Consider the following 15,869-nt stretch of genomic DNA (forward strand, 5'->3'; position numbering starts at 1 on the left):
GCTGTATCATCGCGCCGGGGCGCTGTCTTTGGCGGCAAGCGACGCGGCGGCATCGCAGGAGCAGCCCAGCCGGTCGAGCAGGCTGCATAGCTTCGCCGCATCAGCGTCCGACAATTTCGATCCGACGTGTTTCTCGATCGCGGCCGAATAGGCGCTCCACATCTTCTTCTGCAATTCGCGCCCCGCCTCGGTGATCTCGACGAACTGGCCGCGCTTGTCCATCTTGCATTCGCGGCGTGCCGCCAGTCCCTCGTCGACCAGCCGGTCGATCAGCCGCGAGGTCGAATATTGCGGGATCAGCATCTGCTTTTCGAGCTCGACCGGACGCAGCTCGCCCGACGGCGCGCGCGACAATTCCAACAGCGCGTCGTACCAGGCCAACGGCGGGAAGCCGGCTTTCTTCAATTCCTGTTCGACCGCGTCCAGCACCCGGCTCTGGAGTCGCATCAGCCGAATCCAGGCCGCGGTCGCTTCGGTCGACGGTTTGCGTTTCATGGCGGAGCTCATAATTCGGGTGCACCCTACCGCACTAAATGCAGTTGCATCAATCTTGACTCTTTCATGCAAGTGCATTTAATTCCACGGTCCGGCAACACCAATAGTCCACCAGGAGGAAATTTCCCATGAAGCTGTATTATTCACCCGGCGCCTGCTCGCTGTCGCCGCATATCGCGCTGATGGAATCCGGCCTGCCCTACGAGCTGGTGAAGGTCGATATCCGCGCCAAGAAGCTCGAAAACGGCGACGATTACCTCAAAATCAACCCCAAGGGCCAAGTTCCGGCGCTCGGGCTCGACAATGGCGAGGTGATGACCGAAGGCCCGGTGATCGTGCAGATGATCGCCGACCAGGCCGCGGCGTCCAAGCTCGCCCCCGCCAATGGCAGCCAGGAGCGGTATCGCTTGCAGGAGTGGCTGAATTTCATCACCACCGAACTGCACAAGAGTTTCGGGCCGCTGTTCAGCCCGGCGCTGGCCGACGACGCCAAGGCGTTCTTCCGCGACCGCATCGCGAGCAAGTTCAAGTACATCGACGAAGCGCTGGCCGGCCATGACTACCTGATGGGCCCGCAATTCACCGTCGCCGACGGCTATCTGTTCACGATCCTGCGCTGGGCCGACGCGATGAAGATCGACATCTCGGCGCTGCCCAACCTCGTCGCCTACAAGGCCCGCGTCGCTGCGCGGCCGAAGGTGCAGGAAGCGCTCGCCAAGGAAGGCCTGCTGAAAGCGGCGTGAGCTTCTGATTTCTGACAAATGACGAAGGGCCGGATCGCCGATCCGGCCCTTTTTTATGTACGCAACACAATCCTGCGCCTGCGTTCGTCATTGCGAGGAGCACTTGCGACGAAGCAATCCAGGCCTGCGCTTGCCGCCCCTGGGTTGCTTCGCGTTCGGACGGCGCTTCGCGCCGCCCTCGGCTCGCAATGACGAATGGCGTCTCCGGTTTCGCCAGGCCGGATCCTACGCCGCCGCCAGCTTCTTCGGCGGGAACCGGCCGTAGAAGGTCTCGCCGTTCTTCGCCATATCTTCCAGCAGTTTCGGCGGGGTGAAGCGGGAGCCGTATTTGGCCTCGAGCTTGTGGCACAGCGCCACGAACTCTTTCGTCCCCATGAAGTCGATATAGCTCAGCGTGCCGCCGGTGAAGGGGGCGAAGCCGAAGCCGAGGATCGAACCGACATCGGCCTCGCGCGGATCGGTGATGACGTGATCCTCGACGGTGCGCGCGGCTTCCACCGCCTGCACCACCAGGAAGCGCTGCTTCATCTCCTCGATGTCGAGCGTATCGGGATCGAGGTGCTTGGGCTGCAGCGCGCCGATGCCGGCCCACAGGCTCTTCTGGCCCTTGCCCTTTTCCGGATAGTCGTAGAACCCCTTGGCATTCTTGCGGCCGAACCGGCCCTGCTTCTCGACCATCTCGACCATCAGCTTCTTCTGCTGCTGATCGACCGCCTGGGCGCCGAGATCGGCCTCGGTCGCCTTCATGATCTTCAGCACCAGGTCGAGCGCGACCTCGTCGGCCAGCGACAGCGGTCCGACCGGCATACCGGCCATCTTGGCGACGTTCTCGATCATCGCCGGCGGCACGCCTTCCATCAGCATTTCCAGCCCTTCGGCGGTGAAGCGCAGCACGCAGCGATTGGCGAAGAAGCCGCGGCTGTCGTTGACCACGATCGGGGTCTTGCTGATCTGGCGGACGTAGTCGAGCGCTGTGGCGAGCGCGACGTCGCCAGTGTTCTTGCCGACGATGATTTCCACCAGCATCATCTTCTCGACCGGCGAGAAGAAGTGGATGCCTATGAACTTCGACTGGTCGGTAAATTCTTCGGCCAGCGAATTGATCGGCAGCGTCGAGGTATTCGACGCCATGATGGCGCCCTGCTTCAGCAGCGGCTGCACCTTCTTGTAGATCTCGGCCTTGACCGCGCGATCCTCGAACACGGCTTCGATCACCAGATCGCAATCCTTGATGGCGTCGAAATCCGCGGTCGCGGTGATCCGCGCCATCAGCGCGTCGCGGTCGGCCTCCTTGGCGCGGCCCTTGGCGATCAACCCGTCGATCACCGATTTGCAATGCGCCTTGCCCTTGTCGGCGCTTTCCTGATCGCGGTCGATCAGCACTACCTCGATGCCGCCCTTGGCCGAGACGTAGCCGACGCTGGCGCCCATGAAGCCGGCGCCGATGATGGCGAGCTTCTTGACCTTGGTCGGCGGCACGTTCTGCGGCCGCCGCGCCCCCTTGTTCAGTTCCTGCATCGACAGGAACAGGCTGCGGATCATCGCCGCGGCTTCCTTGGTCTGCACGACGTGGGCGAAATAGCGCGATTCCACGCGCAGCGCCGCGTCCATCGGCAGCTGCAGGCCCTCATAGACGCAGCTCATGACGGCGCGCGCCGCCGGATAGTTGTCGTAGGTCTCGCGGCGGTAAATGGCGTTGCCCGCAGGAAACATCATCATGCCCTGCTTGGAGAACACCTGGCCGCCGGGCAGCTTGAAGCCCTTCTCGTCCCACGGCGCCACCGCCTTGCCGCCACCCTTGATCCAGTCCTTGGCGGCCGTGATCAGGTCGGCCGGCGGCACCACCGCATCGACCAGCTTCCAGGCCTTGGCCTTGGCCAGATTGACCTGGTCGCCCTTCAGCAGGATCGTCAGCGAGTCCTGCGGCTGCACGATGCGCGGAATCCGCTGGGTGCCGCCGCCGCCCGGGAACAGGCCGACCTTGATTTCCGGCAGGCCGAGCCTGGTCTTCGGATTGTCGGCGGCGACGCGGTAGTGGCAGGCCAGCGTCACTTCGAAACCGCCGCCGAGCGCGAGGCCGTTGATCGCGGCGACCCACGGCTTGCCCGAGGTCTCGATCCTGCGCAGGATCTGCGACAATTTGCGGCTCTCGTCGAACAGCATCTGCTGCGCGGCTTCCTCGCCCTTGTCCTTGCGGATCTGGGCGAAGGTCTTGTTCATGCCTTCCAGCATCGACAGGTCGGCCCCGGCGCAGAACGCTTCCTTGGCCGAGGTGATCACCACGCCCTTGACGGCGGCATCCGCGGTGGTCTGCGCGACGATGGCGTCGAGCTCCTCGATCGTGGTGGCGTCCAGCACATTCATCGAACGGCCGGGAAGATCCCAGGTGACGAGCGCAATGCCGTCGGCGTCGGTCTCGAGTTTGAAAATCTTGAAGGTCATCCGATTAGCTCCTTCGATGCCTGCGGCCGTTGCGGCGCGGCGGTTGTCTGTCTGTGTAGGGTGGGCAAAGGCGCACTTCGCGCCGTGCCCACCTTCGAGCGGTGAGGCGGGGAATGGTGGGCACGCTTCGCTTTGCCCACCCTACTGATTAGACCCGCTCGATGATGGTGGCGGTGCCCATGCCACCACCGATGCAAAGTGTCACTAGTGCGGTCGACTTGCCGGTGCGTTCAAGTTCGTCGAGCACGGTGCCGAGGATCATCGCACCGGTCGCACCGAGCGGATGGCCGAGCGCGATCGCGCCGCCATTGACGTTGATCTTGTCGTTGTCGATCTCGAACGCCTGCATGTAGCGCAGCACCACCGAGGCGAAGGCCTCGTTGAGCTCGAACAGGTCGATGTCGCCCTTCTTCATGCCGGAGCGCTCGAACAGTTTCTTGGTGACGTCGACCGGACCGGTCAGCATCATCGCCGGCTCCGAGCCGATATTGACGAAGGCGCGGATCTTCGCCCGCGGCTTCAGGTCATATTTCTTGCCGGCGTCCTTGCTGCCGAGCAGCACCGCGCCGGCGCCGTCGACGATGCCGGAGGAATTGCCGGCGTGGTGGACGTAGTTGATCTTCTCGATTTCCGGATGCGACTGGATCGCCACCGCGTCGAAGCCACCCATCACGCCCATCTGGACGAAGGACGGCTGCAATTGGCCGAGCGACTGCATCGTCGTGGTCGGACGCATGTGCTCGTCCTTGGCCAGGATCGTCAGACCGTTGATGTCCTTGACCGGCACCACCGACTTGTCGAAGCGGCCTTCGTCCCACGACTTCGCGGAGCGCTGCTGGCTCTGCACCGCATAGGCGTCGACGTCGTCGCGCGAGAAACCGTATTTGGTGGCGATCAGATCGGCCGAGATGCCCTGCGGCATGAAATAGGCCGGCACCGCCATCGACGGGTCCATCGGCCAGGCGCCGCCGGAGGCGCCGATCCCGATCCGGCTCATCGATTCGGCGCCGCCGCCGATCACCAGCTCGTGCTGTCCGCTCATGATCTGCGCCGCGGCGAAATTCACCGCGTCGAGGCCGGAGGCGCAGAACCGGCTGATCTGGATGCCCGGCACGGCTTCGCCGAGGCCGGCATTCAACGCCGCGAAACGGGCGATGTCGGAGCCTGCTTCGCCGACCGGATCGACGCAGCCGAGGATCACGTCGTCGACGGTGTCCTTCTTGAGGTTGTTGCGCTCCTTCAGCGCCTTCAGCGGTGCGGTGGCGAGCGCCAGCGCGGTCACTTCATGCAGCGCGCCGTCCGGCTTGCCGCGGCCGCGGGGGGTGCGAACGTGATCGTAGATAAAAGCGTCGGGCATGGGATCTCCCTTAAAATGAAAGCTGTGACGCGATGGTCTTCGCCATGTCATCGCCCGGCTTGACCGGGCGACCCAGTATTCAAGGCGCTCAGTTCAAAACTCTGGCGTTCGGTTTACTGGATCCCCGCTTTCGCGGGGATGACAGCCGTGATTGTGATCAGAACGCCTCCGCCGGCAATTCCATCGTGGTGGCGCTGCCGCTCTGGATCCGTGCCAGATGCAGCGCGGTCTCGGGAAGCATCCGTTCCATAAAAAACCGGCCGGTCACGAGTTTCGTCGTCAGATAGGGTGTTGCGCCATCGCTGGCAATCTTGTCCTGCGCGACCTTCGCCATCTTGGCCCACATATAGCCGCAGGCGACCAGGCCGAACAGCTGCATGTAATCGGTGGCACCGGCGCCGGCATTGTCGGGCGCCGCCATCGCGTTCAGCATCAGCCAGGTGGTGGCCTGCTGCAGATGGCCGAGCGCCGCCGAGACCGGCGCCACATAGGGCTTCATCGCCTCGTCGCCGCCGTGCTCCTTGGCGAAGGCGCCGACCTCGGCGAAGAACGCCATCACGGCGCGGCCGCCGTCGCGCGGCAGCTTGCGGCCGACCAGGTCGAGCGCCTGGATGCCGTTGGCGCCCTCGTAGATCATCGCGATCCGAGCGTCGCGGACGAACTGCTCCATGCCGTTGTCGGCAATGTAGCCGTGGCCGCCATAGACCTGCTGCGCCAGCACGGTGTTGGAGAAGCCGACATCGGTCAGCACGCCCTTCAGCACCGGCGTCATCAGGCCCATGTGGTCGTCGGCGGCCTGACGTTCTTTGGCATCGCTGGAGCGATGCGCGACGTCGCTCTTCAGCGCGGTCCATACCACCATCGCGCGGGCCGCTTCGTTGAAGGCGCGGATCGTCAGCAGCACGCGGCGGATATCGGGATGCACGATGATCGGATCGGCCGGCTTGTCGGTCGCCTTCGGCCCCGACAGCGCGCGGCCCTGCAGCCGCTCGCGGGCATAATTGACGGCGTTCTGATAGGCGACTTCGGATTGCGCCAGGCCCTGCACGGCGACGCCGAGCCGGGCCTCGTTCATCATCACGAACATGCCCTGCATGCCCTTGTTCTCTTCGCCGATCAGCCAGCCGGTGGCGCCGTCGTAATTCATCACGCAGGTGGCGTTGCCGTGGATGCCCATCTTGTGCTCGATCGCGCCGCAGGTCACGCCGTTGCGCTCGCCGAGCGAACCGTCGGCATTGACCTTGATCTTCGGCACCACGAACAGCGAGACGCCCTTGATCCCGGCCGGCGCGCCCTCGATTCGAGCCAGCACCAGATGGATGATGTTGTCGGAGAGGTCGTGCTCGCCGGCGGAGATGAAGATCTTGGTGCCGGTGATCTTGTAGCTACCGTCGGCCTGCTTCACCGCCTTGGTGCGCAGCAGCCCGAGATCGGTGCCGCATTGCGGCTCGGTCAGGTTCATGGTGCCGGTCCATTCGCCCGACACCATCTTGGGCAGGAAGATCGCCTTCTGCTCCGGCTTGCCGTGCACCAGCAGCGCCGCGGCCGCCCCCATGGTCAAGCCGTGATACATCGAGAACGCCATATTGGCGGAGATCTGGAATTCGGCGACGACCTGGGTCAGCGTCACCGGCAGGCCCTGCCCGCCGAATTCCGCCGGCGCCGACAGGCCGAGCCAGCCGCCCTCGGCGACCTGCTTGTAGGCTTCCTTAAAACCCTTCGGCGTCGTCACGCTGCCGTCATCGTGCCGAGTGCAGCCCTCGCGGTCGCCGACGCGGTTCAGCGGCTGCAGCACCTGCTCGCTGAGCCGGGCGGCCTCGTTCAGGATCGCATCGCGCACATCGGCGGAGGCGTCGCTGAAACCCGGCAGATTGCCGTAGCGGTCGAACTGGAACACGTCGTTGAGCAAGAATCCGACGTCTTCGAGGGGGGCCTTGTAGGTCGGCATGGTGTTCTCCCGGCTGGCTGGCAACTCCTCTACAGGGAGTTCGTGCAGCTCAGCAATCTTTCCGTTCCAACAATGGACCTTAGCCGTTTCCGGCGGTCCGCGGTAACCAGTCTGCGGTAACGAGTATCAAGTCTGCGGTGGTCGCTTGGCAACGCCGGCTTCGCTTCCCGCGCGGATCAATTGCTCGCCCATCAGCCGGTGCAACAAATTGATCGCCTTGAGCGGACGCACCATCACCTTGAAGTGCGTGATCATGCCATCGTTGTCGAAGGTGATGATGTCGACGCCGTTAATCGTGATCCCGTCGACCTGATTTTCGAACTCAAGCACCACGCCGTTCTTATTGCGCCACTCGCCACGATAGGCGAAGCCCGGACCGCCCAGCACCTGTTCGGCACCCAACAGGTATTTGAAGGTGATGTCGCGGCCGCGCTGCGGCGTGTGCACGACCGGGCTTTCGAACACCGCATCGGGGTGCAGCAGGTCCCAGAGCGCCGCCTGGTCGTGGGACTTCACATAGGCGTACCATTTCTCCAGGCCGCTCATGGACATCGGACGTCTCCTCTGGGCGTAACGTCAAGATCCGCGCGGAAAGGCGCAATTCCCGCGTGTTCATATGCATATTGACGCATATGCACTATTATGCATAAAGTCAAGACAACCGGATTGAAAAATGAGGGTGGGCGAATGGCGCTTGGCGACGCAATTCTCGCATGCCTGACTGAATGTCCGATGACGGGCTACGAGCTCGCCAAGACGTTCGACGCCTCGATCGGCTTCTTCTGGAAGGCCGACCATCAGCAGATCTATCGCGAATTGTCGCGGCTGCGCGACCGCGGCCACGTCCAGGGCCGCGAGGTGGTGCAGTCCGGCAAGCCCAACAAGCTAGTCTATACCCTGACGCCGGAGGGCCGAGCCGCGCTGCGGCACTGGGCCGCCCGGCCGAGCAGCCCCGCCTCGATGAAGGACGACCTGCTGGTCCGGCTCTACGCGCTCGACAGCATCGACATCGATCCGCTGCGCGACGACCTGATGGCACGCATGGAACATCACCGCGACCGCGCCGCACGTTACGAACGCATTCTCAACAAACGATTCCCGCAGGGAACCGCTGCACCAGCCGACACCGGCAAACTGCTGCTGCTCCGCATGGGGCTTCGCCATGAGCGGATGGTGACGGAGTGGTGCGAAGAGGCGCTCGAAGCGCTGTCCGCGGTATCCGGTCGGACCAATGTGCTTCCGATCAAGGACCAGCGCGAAGCCACCGAGTAGCCGGTCGTATTTCGACGGTGCGATAGGACGCCGCAACTGCCGTCGCGCCGGTTGCGCTCGGCCGCGAACGGGTCGCGGCTTAACTTTATGGCCGCGCAACCCGAGTCCTTAACTCGGAATTTACCCTAACACGAAAAAGTCGATGCCAGAGGCAAACCGCCCACGTCCACGTCGATTGTATCTCGACGGGATGCGCGGGGAGGCTTGCAGGCGCAGTGGGCGCAGGTGTTCGGAAGCGGACCAGAGCATGAATAGCGTATCGTGGAGCGTCGAGGGAATCGAACCGTCAGTGCGCGAAAGGGCGGAGGCTGCCGCGAAACGCGCCGGCATGTCCCTCGGCGACTGGATCAGTTCACAAGTCGGTGACGCTCCGCCGCAGTTTCGCACCCACGACGCCGCGCCGAGCCCGGCACGGGCGCCGATGGCCGACAAGGACGCGGTCGAGGTCGCGGAAATCCATCAGCGGCTGGATTCCATCACCCGTCAGATCGAACAGATTTCCCGCCCCGCGGCTCGCAGCGAGCCGGCGGTGGCGCGACAGCTCAACGACGCGATTTCGCGGCTCGACGCCCGGCTGTCCCGGATTAGCGAGCCGGCCACTCCGCAGCCGCCCGAATGGCCCGAGCCTCAGCCCGACCGGGTCGAACGCGCTGCCGCCCAGGTCTATCGCGCATCGCCGCCGCTGAAACCCGGTTCGCTGGATTTCGCGATCGCTGAGATCGCCGCGCGCCAGAGTGAACTCGACGCCCCCGCGCCCCGGATGGCGCCGCGTTATGCCCCGCCGATCGCACCGGCAATGCCGCCGATGGCGCCGCCGGTCCCGGCCGGTCCGGATTTCTCCAGCCTGGAACGCCAGCTTCTCAAGATCACCAGCCAGATCGACGCGCTGCAACGTCCCGACGCCGGCATCGAGCAGTCGATCGCGGCATTTCGCAGCGAGCTGGCCGAAATCCGCCAGACCATCACCGAGGCGATGCCGCGCCAAGCGATCGAATCGATCGAAAACGAAATCCGCTCATTGTCGCGCCGGATCGACGACAGCCGCCAGAACGGCATCGACGCCAGCGCACTCGCGGGCGTCGAACGCGCGCTCGCCGAAATCCAGGAAGCGCTGCGCTCGCTGACCCCCGCGGAACAACTGGCCGGGTTCGACGACGCGATCCGCAATCTCGGCGGCAAGATCGACCTGATCGTTCGCGCCAGCGACGATCCCGGCACGCTGCAGCAGCTCGAAGGCGCGATCGCTGCGTTACGCGCGATCGTGTCCAATGTCGCGTCCAACGAGGCACTGGCCCAGCTCAGCGACAACGTCCAAACGCTGTCGTCCAAGGTCGATCAGCTGGCCCGCTCCGAGAACAACAGCGATTCGTCTTTCGCGGCGCTGGAACAACGAATTTCGGCGCTGACCCTGGCGCTGGAAAGCCGCGAACGGCCGGCCCCCAGCGAATCCTCCGATCAGCTCGAAGGCGCGCTGCGCGCACTGTCCGACCGCCTCGACCATCTCCAGGTCGGCAATGACAGCGCCTCCGCCTTCGCGCATCTCGAACAGCGCGTCTCCTATCTGCTCGAGCGCATGGAACAGGCGACCGACCCCCGCTCCGGCAATCTCGGGCGAGTTGAAGAGGGGCTGCACGACGTCCTGCGCCATCTTGAACGCCAGCAGGCCACCTTTGCGGCTCTGGCCGATCGCGGCCCTGCGCCCGCGCCTGTGGCGCAGATGGATCCGGGGCTGGTCGATACCATCAAGCGCGAACTTTCCGACATGCGCTTCAGCCAGTCGGAAACCGACCGCCACACCCAGGATTCGCTGGAGGCAGTTCACAATACGCTCGGCCACGTGGTCGACCGCTTGGCGATGATCGAAGGCGACCTGCGCAACGCCCGTACCGCCCCGCCGGCGCCCGCGCCGGAGCCCGTCAGGCCCCCGGTTGCCGTCGCGGCGGTCGCACCCGAGCCGGTGGCGCTGCCGCCACGGCCGGAAATGCCAAATCCCGCCGCGATCCCGTTCGCCGCGGCGCCGCGCCAGTTCGCGCCGGCGCAGCCGTCGCCCGAACCGGCGACGGCCCAGGCGATGCCGCGCGCCATCCACGATATTCTCGACCCGCCGCGCTCGCGCGAGACTGGGTTCGCATCGCCACAAGGTTTCGAGCCGCAGCAGGCGCCGGGCCGCGCCGCGATCGATCCCGATCTTCCGCCCGACCACCCGCTCGAGCCGGGCACAAGGCCGGTCGGACGGATGGCATCGCCATCCGAGCGGATCGCCGCGTCGGAGAACGTGCTGAGCGAAATCGCGCCAGCGGCCGCCGAGCTGGCCAGCACCTCGAGTTTCATCGCCGCAGCACGACGCGCCGCCCAGGCCGCCGCCGCCGCGTCGCCTGCCGCCGAGAAGCCGAAACGCGGCGCGGCGAAGGATACCGACGCCGCCGCGGTCAAGGGCGGCTCCACCATCGGCTCCAAGATCCGCTCGCTGCTGGTCGGCGCCAGCGTGGTGGTGATCGTGCTCGGCACCTTCAAGATGGCGATGAACCTGCTTGACAGCGACGGGCCGCCGCCGGTCGCCAGCGTCACCGCGCCGTCGACGCCGGCAACGCCGCCGGCCGAGACCGAAGCCGCGCCCACAACACCAACGCCGCAAGCGCCCTCGATGACGTCGCCGACCCCGATCGGCCGGCAGTCGCTGTTTGCGCCCGGCCCCGCTCCCGCCACCGCCCCCGCCGCTATCGCCCCGGCGCCGGCCGTCGGCCCGGTCGCCGCGGTGGCTTCCGCCGATATCACCGGCACGATCCCGACGCCGCAACCCGTGATCACGCCGAGCGCGCCGCAGCCGCTGGCTCAGGTCGCGATTCCGGCTTCGGAAAAACTCCCCAGCGAAATCGGCGGCCCGGCGCTGCACACCGCCGCTTTGAAGGGCGATGCCTCCGCGGCCTATGAAATCGGCCTGCGTTACGCCGAAGGCAAAGGCGTGCCGGTGAATTTGGACGAGGCCGCGAAATGGTACGGTCGCGCCGCAAAGGCCGGCGTCGTGCCGGCGATCTTTCGGCTTGGCACGTTTTACGAGAAGGGTCTCGGCGTGACCAAGGATCTGGAGGTCGCGCGCCGCTATTACTTGCAGGCGGCCGAGCGCGGCAACGCCAAGGCGATGCACAATATGGCCGTGCTCGACGCCGACGGCGGCTCCAAGGGGGCGAACTACAAGAGCGCGGTGCTGTGGTTCCGCAAGGCCGCCGAGCGCGGCGTCGCCGACAGCCAGTTCAATCTCGGCATCCTTTATGCGCGCGGCATCGGCGTCGAACAGAACCTCGCGGAGTCCTACAAGTGGTTCACGCTCGCCGCCGCCCAGGGCGACGTCGATTCCGGCCGCAAGCGCGACGATATTGCCAAGCGGCTCGACCCGCAGTCGCTGTCGGCCGCCAAGCTTGCGATCCAGACCTTCACGCCGGAGCCGCAACCGAGCGATGCAGTCCAGGTCGCCAGCCCCGCCGGCGGCTGGGACGCGGCGCCGCCCACCGCTGCAAAACCCGCGACCACCAAGCGCGCCGCGCGTTAATCTTTCTCGTTCACCAAGTTGAAAGTTGCGCGACGGCCGCGGGCAAAAAATCCCGGCCGTCGCGGATTCTTTAATCCCCGCCACCGTTGATTTCGGTTATGCAAAGACGCGGTACATCCATCCGCGTCAGGGCGTGATCCAGCCTCAGCGCAGAACTCCGAAGCGAACGCGCGTGCAGCTTTATCTTCCGATCGCCGATATTCCGGTCAACGTCCTGCTGATCCTGGCGATGGGCGCCGCGGTCGGATTCATCTCCGGCATGTTCGGAATCGGCGGCGGATTCCTGATGACACCGCTGTTGATCTTCATCGGCATCGCGCCCGCCGTCGCGGTCGCCTCGGTGACCAGCCACATGGCGGCCTCATCGTTTTCCGGCGCGCTGTCCTACTGGCACCGCCGCGGCATCGATCCGGCGCTGGCCGCGGTGCTGCTCAGCGGCGGCATCGTCGGCACCGCACTCGGGGTCTGGTTCTTCACCCTGATGCGCGCGGTCGGGCAACTCGATCTGATGATCGCGCTGTCCTATGTGATGCTGCTGACGATCGTCGGCGGCCTGATGGTGTCGGAAGGCGTTCGCGCCATTCTGCGGACGCGCCGCGGCGAGGTCGCGCTGGCGCGCCGCTCCGGCAACCGCAACTGGATCGACGCGCTGCCGCTGAAGATGCGGTTCAAGCGCTCCAAGATCTACCTTTCGGTGATTCCGATCGTCGTGGTCGGCGTGCTGATCGGCTTCATCGGCGCCGTGATGGGCGTCGGCGGCGGTTTCATCCTGATTCCGATCATGATCTACCTGCTGCGGATCCCGACCGGCATGGTGGTCGGCACCTCGATGGTGCTGACGCTGGTGACCATGCTGATCGCGACCGTGCTGCACGCCGTCACCAACCATCTGGTCGATGCGGTGCTGGCCTTGATCCTGATGGTCGGCGGCGTCACCGGCGCGCAATTCGGCGCTCGCGCCGGGCAGCGGATTCGCGGCGAGCAGTTGCGGCTGCTGTTGGGATTGCTGATCCTGTCGGTCGGGATCCGATTCGCGGTCGAACTCGGCATCAAGCCCAACGAGCTGTTCACCATCCGCGAATCGGGGGGCGCCGGATGAGGTCGCCGGCGCGAGCGATCCTGATCTGGCTCGCCGTAGCGCTGGCCTCGACGCTCGCCGGTGGCGCGGCGCGCGCCGAGAAGCTGATCGTCTCGGTTTCCAACGCCCGCATCACCGTGACGCCGAATTATTCCGGCGGCGAACTGGTGCTGTTCGGGTCGGTGGAGCGCGACAACCCGGCGCCTGCCGACCCGACCGGCTACGATCTCGTTGTCACCGTGATCGGCCCCCGCGCCGACATGGTGACGCGGCGCAAGGAGCGCAAATTCGGGATCTGGGTCAACACCGATTCCCGACAGTTTCTGATGGTGCCGGGCTATCTCGCGGTGTTCGCCAACCGGCCGCTCGAGCAGATCGCGCCGCCAGAAGTGCGTCGGCTGCAACAGATCGGCACCACCCATGTGCTGCTGACCCAGCGGGTCGGACCCGACTATGCCGACGTGGTGGCCGACGACGCATTCCGCAGCGCGTTCGTGCGGCTGCGCTCCGAGCACGGGCTCTATCGCGAGGAACCCTCGGCGGTGAAATTCCTGACGCCGACGCTGTTCCGCACCGGCATTCCGCTGCCGGCCGCGGTGCCGATCGGCAGCTACGAGGTCGAGATCAAGCTGTTCGCGAACGGCGCGCTGGTGACGCAGACCACCACCTCGTTCGAGATCGTCAAGGTCGGGTTCGAGCAGTTCGTCGCCACCACCGCACGCCAGGACGGCCTGATCTACGGGCTGATGACGGCGCTGATGGCGCTGATGACCGGGTGGATGGCGTCGATCGTGTTCAAGAAGGAGTAGGCGGCAACGCCCGGAGGTAGGCCCCGGTCCGGCTCACACAAAGATCCCCACCACCATCGCGACCACGCTGAGCGCCATCGCGGCGGTCGCGAGCCAGCCGAGCCAGAGCAAGGGACCGCCGATCACGAAGCGCTGCATCACCTCTTTGCGCCTCGCCATGATCATCAGCAGCACCATCACCGGCACCGCCAGCACGCCGTTGATCACCGCGCTCCAATACAACGCCGAGATCGGATTGATCGGGGTGAAGTTCAGCGCGATGCCGATCACAGCCGACAGCGCCAGCACGGCGTAGAACGCCGCGGCTTCCTTCGGCTTGCGCGCCAGCCCGACCGGCCAGCGCCGGCCCTCGCCGACCGCGTAGGCGGCGGAGCCGGCCAGCACCGGAATCGCCAGCAGCCCGGTGCCGACGATGCCGAGCGCGAAGATCACTTCGGCGAACGCGCCGGCGATCGGCTTCAGCGCCTCCGCGGCCTGCGCGGAGGTCTGGATATCGGTCTTGCCGGCGGCGTGCAGCGTCGCCGCCGCGGTGACGATGATCGACAGCGCAATCAGATTGGAAAATGCCATGCCGACGATGGTATCGGCGCGGATTCGCTGGAATTCACCTTTGGAGTCTTGCGGGGCTTTGGTCAGTGGCTGCTTGTCCGGATCGACGCGCTGGTCCTCGGCCTCCTGCGACGCCTGCCAGAAGAACAGATACGGCGAGATCGTGGTGCCGAGAATCGCCACGATGGTGGTGAGGGTATCGCCGCTGAAGGTCAGTTTCGGCACCAAGACGCCAATCAGCGCCTCGCCCCACGACACGTTCGCGACCGCGAGTGCGCCGACATAGGCGAACAGGCACAGCGTCAGCCATTTCAGCACCGCGACGTAGCGCTTGTAGTCAAAGAAGATCTGCGCCACGATCGAGATCACGCCGAAACCGACCACATAGAACATGCCGGGCCCCCCGATCAGCAGCTTGGTGGCGTCCGCCATCGCGCCGAGATCGGCGGCGATGTTGATAGTGTTGGCGATGAACAGCAGCGCCACCACCACGCCGAGCAGCTTGCCGGAATAATGCCGGCAGACATTGCCGGCAATGCCGCGGCCGGTGACGCGGCCGACCCGGCCGGATATTTCCTGGATCGCCGCCATCAGCGGAAACGTCAGCAGCATGGTCCAGCCGATGCCGTAGCCGAGCTGCGCGCCGGCCTGGCTGTAGGTGCCGATTCCGGAGGGATCGTCGTCCGAGGCGCCGGTGATCAGGCCGGGTCCGAGCGTGTCGAGAAAGCCGCGGAAACGAGATGTCTCCGGCGGCTGGATTTTCAGGTCGGCCTTGTCCAGCTCGGCTTTGGCTTGAACGGTCATAGCAATCCCGGCAGTTTCCGCGGGGCCAACGTGTTGCAGGCGCGATGGTTCCGGGCCCGGAACCGCGGGCGCTATTCAGCAACAGCGCGATGCGGCGATGGCGTGCAGCCGATGGTCGCCGAGCACATGGGCGATAAAATCGAGCGAATGAAACAGCCGCGCGAAAGCGGAATCGCGGATGTTGAGGCCGCCCGCATAGGCGCCGAACGCCGGCATCACCACGCGCTCGCCGTCGCTGGCAAAGCAGCGTCGCTCGATGCCGCGGCCGCGGGTCAAGACCCGCGCTTTCGGATGCAGATGGCCGGCGATTTCACCGGCCGCGCCGGTCGGCTCGTGGCGAAGCACGATTGTGCCGATCGCGACTTCGCTCGCCACCACACCGCCGAGATCGGACGGCAATGCGGGGTCGTGATTGCCGGAAATCCAGATCCAGTCGCGGCGGGCCTGCAGCGCGGCGATGATGTCGCGATTGCCGTCGGACAGCCGCCCATGCGCGTCGCGATCGTGAAAACTGTCGCCCAGCGCGATCACCGTGCGCGGATCGTAGCGCGCGATCACCGCGCCGAGCCGGCCGAGCGTCGCCACCGTGTCGTAGGGCGGCAGCAGCACGCCGCGCATCGCGAAGCTGGAGCCTTTTTCCAGATGCAGATCGGAGACGATCAGCAGCCGCTCGGCTTCCCAATACAGCGCGCCGGACAGATCGGCGAGCATCTCGACGCCATTGAGCTGCAGCGACAACGATTCGATCGGACGATGGCTCGCTGTTTCCGTCATGGCCGGGCTTGTCCCGGCCATCCACGTCTCGCGCGGCCAACGCAGAAAATC

At 65.5% G+C, this 15,869-nt stretch carries 12 protein-coding genes; 5 read left to right on the forward strand and 7 right to left on the reverse strand.

Annotation, left to right across the window (positions count from 1 at the left end; genetic code table 11):
- Positions 1-6: 6 nt before the first annotated feature.
- On the reverse strand, positions 7-495 hold the full coding sequence (locus HXX15_RS04855; protein ID WP_296513227.1) for a MarR family winged helix-turn-helix transcriptional regulator: 489 nt from the start codon (positions 493-495) through the stop codon (positions 7-9).
- A gap of 128 nt (positions 496-623) precedes the next feature.
- On the opposite strand from HXX15_RS04855, the gene gstA reads away from it, so the two are divergent.
- Entirely contained in the window at positions 624-1,238 is a 615-nt protein-coding gene (gene gstA / locus HXX15_RS04860) for a glutathione transferase GstA (protein ID WP_296513229.1), read from the forward strand.
- A gap of 225 nt (positions 1,239-1,463) precedes the next feature.
- Here the strand turns inward: gstA and HXX15_RS04865 are convergent, their stop codons facing one another.
- From HXX15_RS04865 to HXX15_RS04880, 4 genes are all read right to left on the reverse strand, one after another.
- The gene (locus tag HXX15_RS04865) at positions 1,464-3,680 is read right to left on the reverse strand and encodes a 3-hydroxyacyl-CoA dehydrogenase NAD-binding domain-containing protein (protein WP_296513230.1); all 2,217 of its coding nucleotides are present in this window, start codon (positions 3,678-3,680) and stop codon (positions 1,464-1,466) included.
- 148 nt (positions 3,681-3,828) lie between these two features.
- Complete coding sequence (locus tag HXX15_RS04870) at positions 3,829-5,037, reverse strand: acetyl-CoA C-acetyltransferase (RefSeq protein ID WP_296513232.1); 1,209 nt, start codon at positions 5,035-5,037, stop codon at positions 3,829-3,831.
- A gap of 157 nt (positions 5,038-5,194) precedes the next feature.
- Entirely contained in the window at positions 5,195-6,985 is a 1,791-nt protein-coding gene (locus HXX15_RS04875; RefSeq protein ID WP_296513233.1) for an acyl-CoA dehydrogenase C-terminal domain-containing protein, read from the reverse strand.
- 126 nt (positions 6,986-7,111) lie between these two features.
- Positions 7,112-7,537, reverse strand: coding sequence for a nuclear transport factor 2 family protein (locus tag HXX15_RS04880; protein ID WP_296513236.1), 426 nt, complete (start codon positions 7,535-7,537; stop codon positions 7,112-7,114).
- Between the two features lie 135 nt (positions 7,538-7,672).
- Between HXX15_RS04880 and HXX15_RS04885 the strand changes: the two genes are divergently transcribed.
- The 4 genes from HXX15_RS04885 (at position 7,673) to HXX15_RS04900 (ending at position 13,691) form a co-directional block, all read left to right on the forward strand.
- Positions 7,673-8,257, forward strand: coding sequence for a PadR family transcriptional regulator (locus tag HXX15_RS04885; RefSeq protein WP_296513238.1), 585 nt, complete (start codon positions 7,673-7,675; stop codon positions 8,255-8,257).
- Between the two features lie 247 nt (positions 8,258-8,504).
- Complete coding sequence (locus HXX15_RS04890) at positions 8,505-11,804, forward strand: hypothetical protein (protein ID WP_296513240.1); 3,300 nt, start codon at positions 8,505-8,507, stop codon at positions 11,802-11,804.
- Positions 11,805-11,976: 172 nt separating this feature from the next.
- A complete protein-coding gene (locus tag HXX15_RS04895) occupies positions 11,977-12,903 on the forward strand; it encodes a sulfite exporter TauE/SafE family protein (RefSeq protein WP_296513241.1) in 927 nt (308 codons plus the stop codon).
- A complete protein-coding gene (locus HXX15_RS04900; RefSeq protein ID WP_296513243.1) occupies positions 12,900-13,691 on the forward strand; it encodes a TIGR02186 family protein in 792 nt (263 codons plus the stop codon). Before HXX15_RS04895 ends, HXX15_RS04900 begins: the two co-directional genes overlap by 4 nt.
- 33 nt (positions 13,692-13,724) lie before the next feature.
- Here the strand turns inward: HXX15_RS04900 and HXX15_RS04905 are convergent, their stop codons facing one another.
- Entirely contained in the window at positions 13,725-15,044 is a 1,320-nt protein-coding gene (locus tag HXX15_RS04905; protein ID WP_296513245.1) for an NRAMP family divalent metal transporter, read from the reverse strand.
- A gap of 75 nt (positions 15,045-15,119) precedes the next feature.
- On the reverse strand, positions 15,120-15,818 hold the full coding sequence (gene pdeM, locus HXX15_RS04910) for a ligase-associated DNA damage response endonuclease PdeM (protein WP_296513248.1): 699 nt from the start codon (positions 15,816-15,818) through the stop codon (positions 15,120-15,122).
- Between the last annotated feature and the right edge of the window lie 51 nt (positions 15,819-15,869).

It is taken from the genome of Rhodopseudomonas sp., from assembly GCF_013377015.1.
Lineage (GTDB): Bacteria > Pseudomonadota > Alphaproteobacteria > Rhizobiales > Xanthobacteraceae > JARJEH01.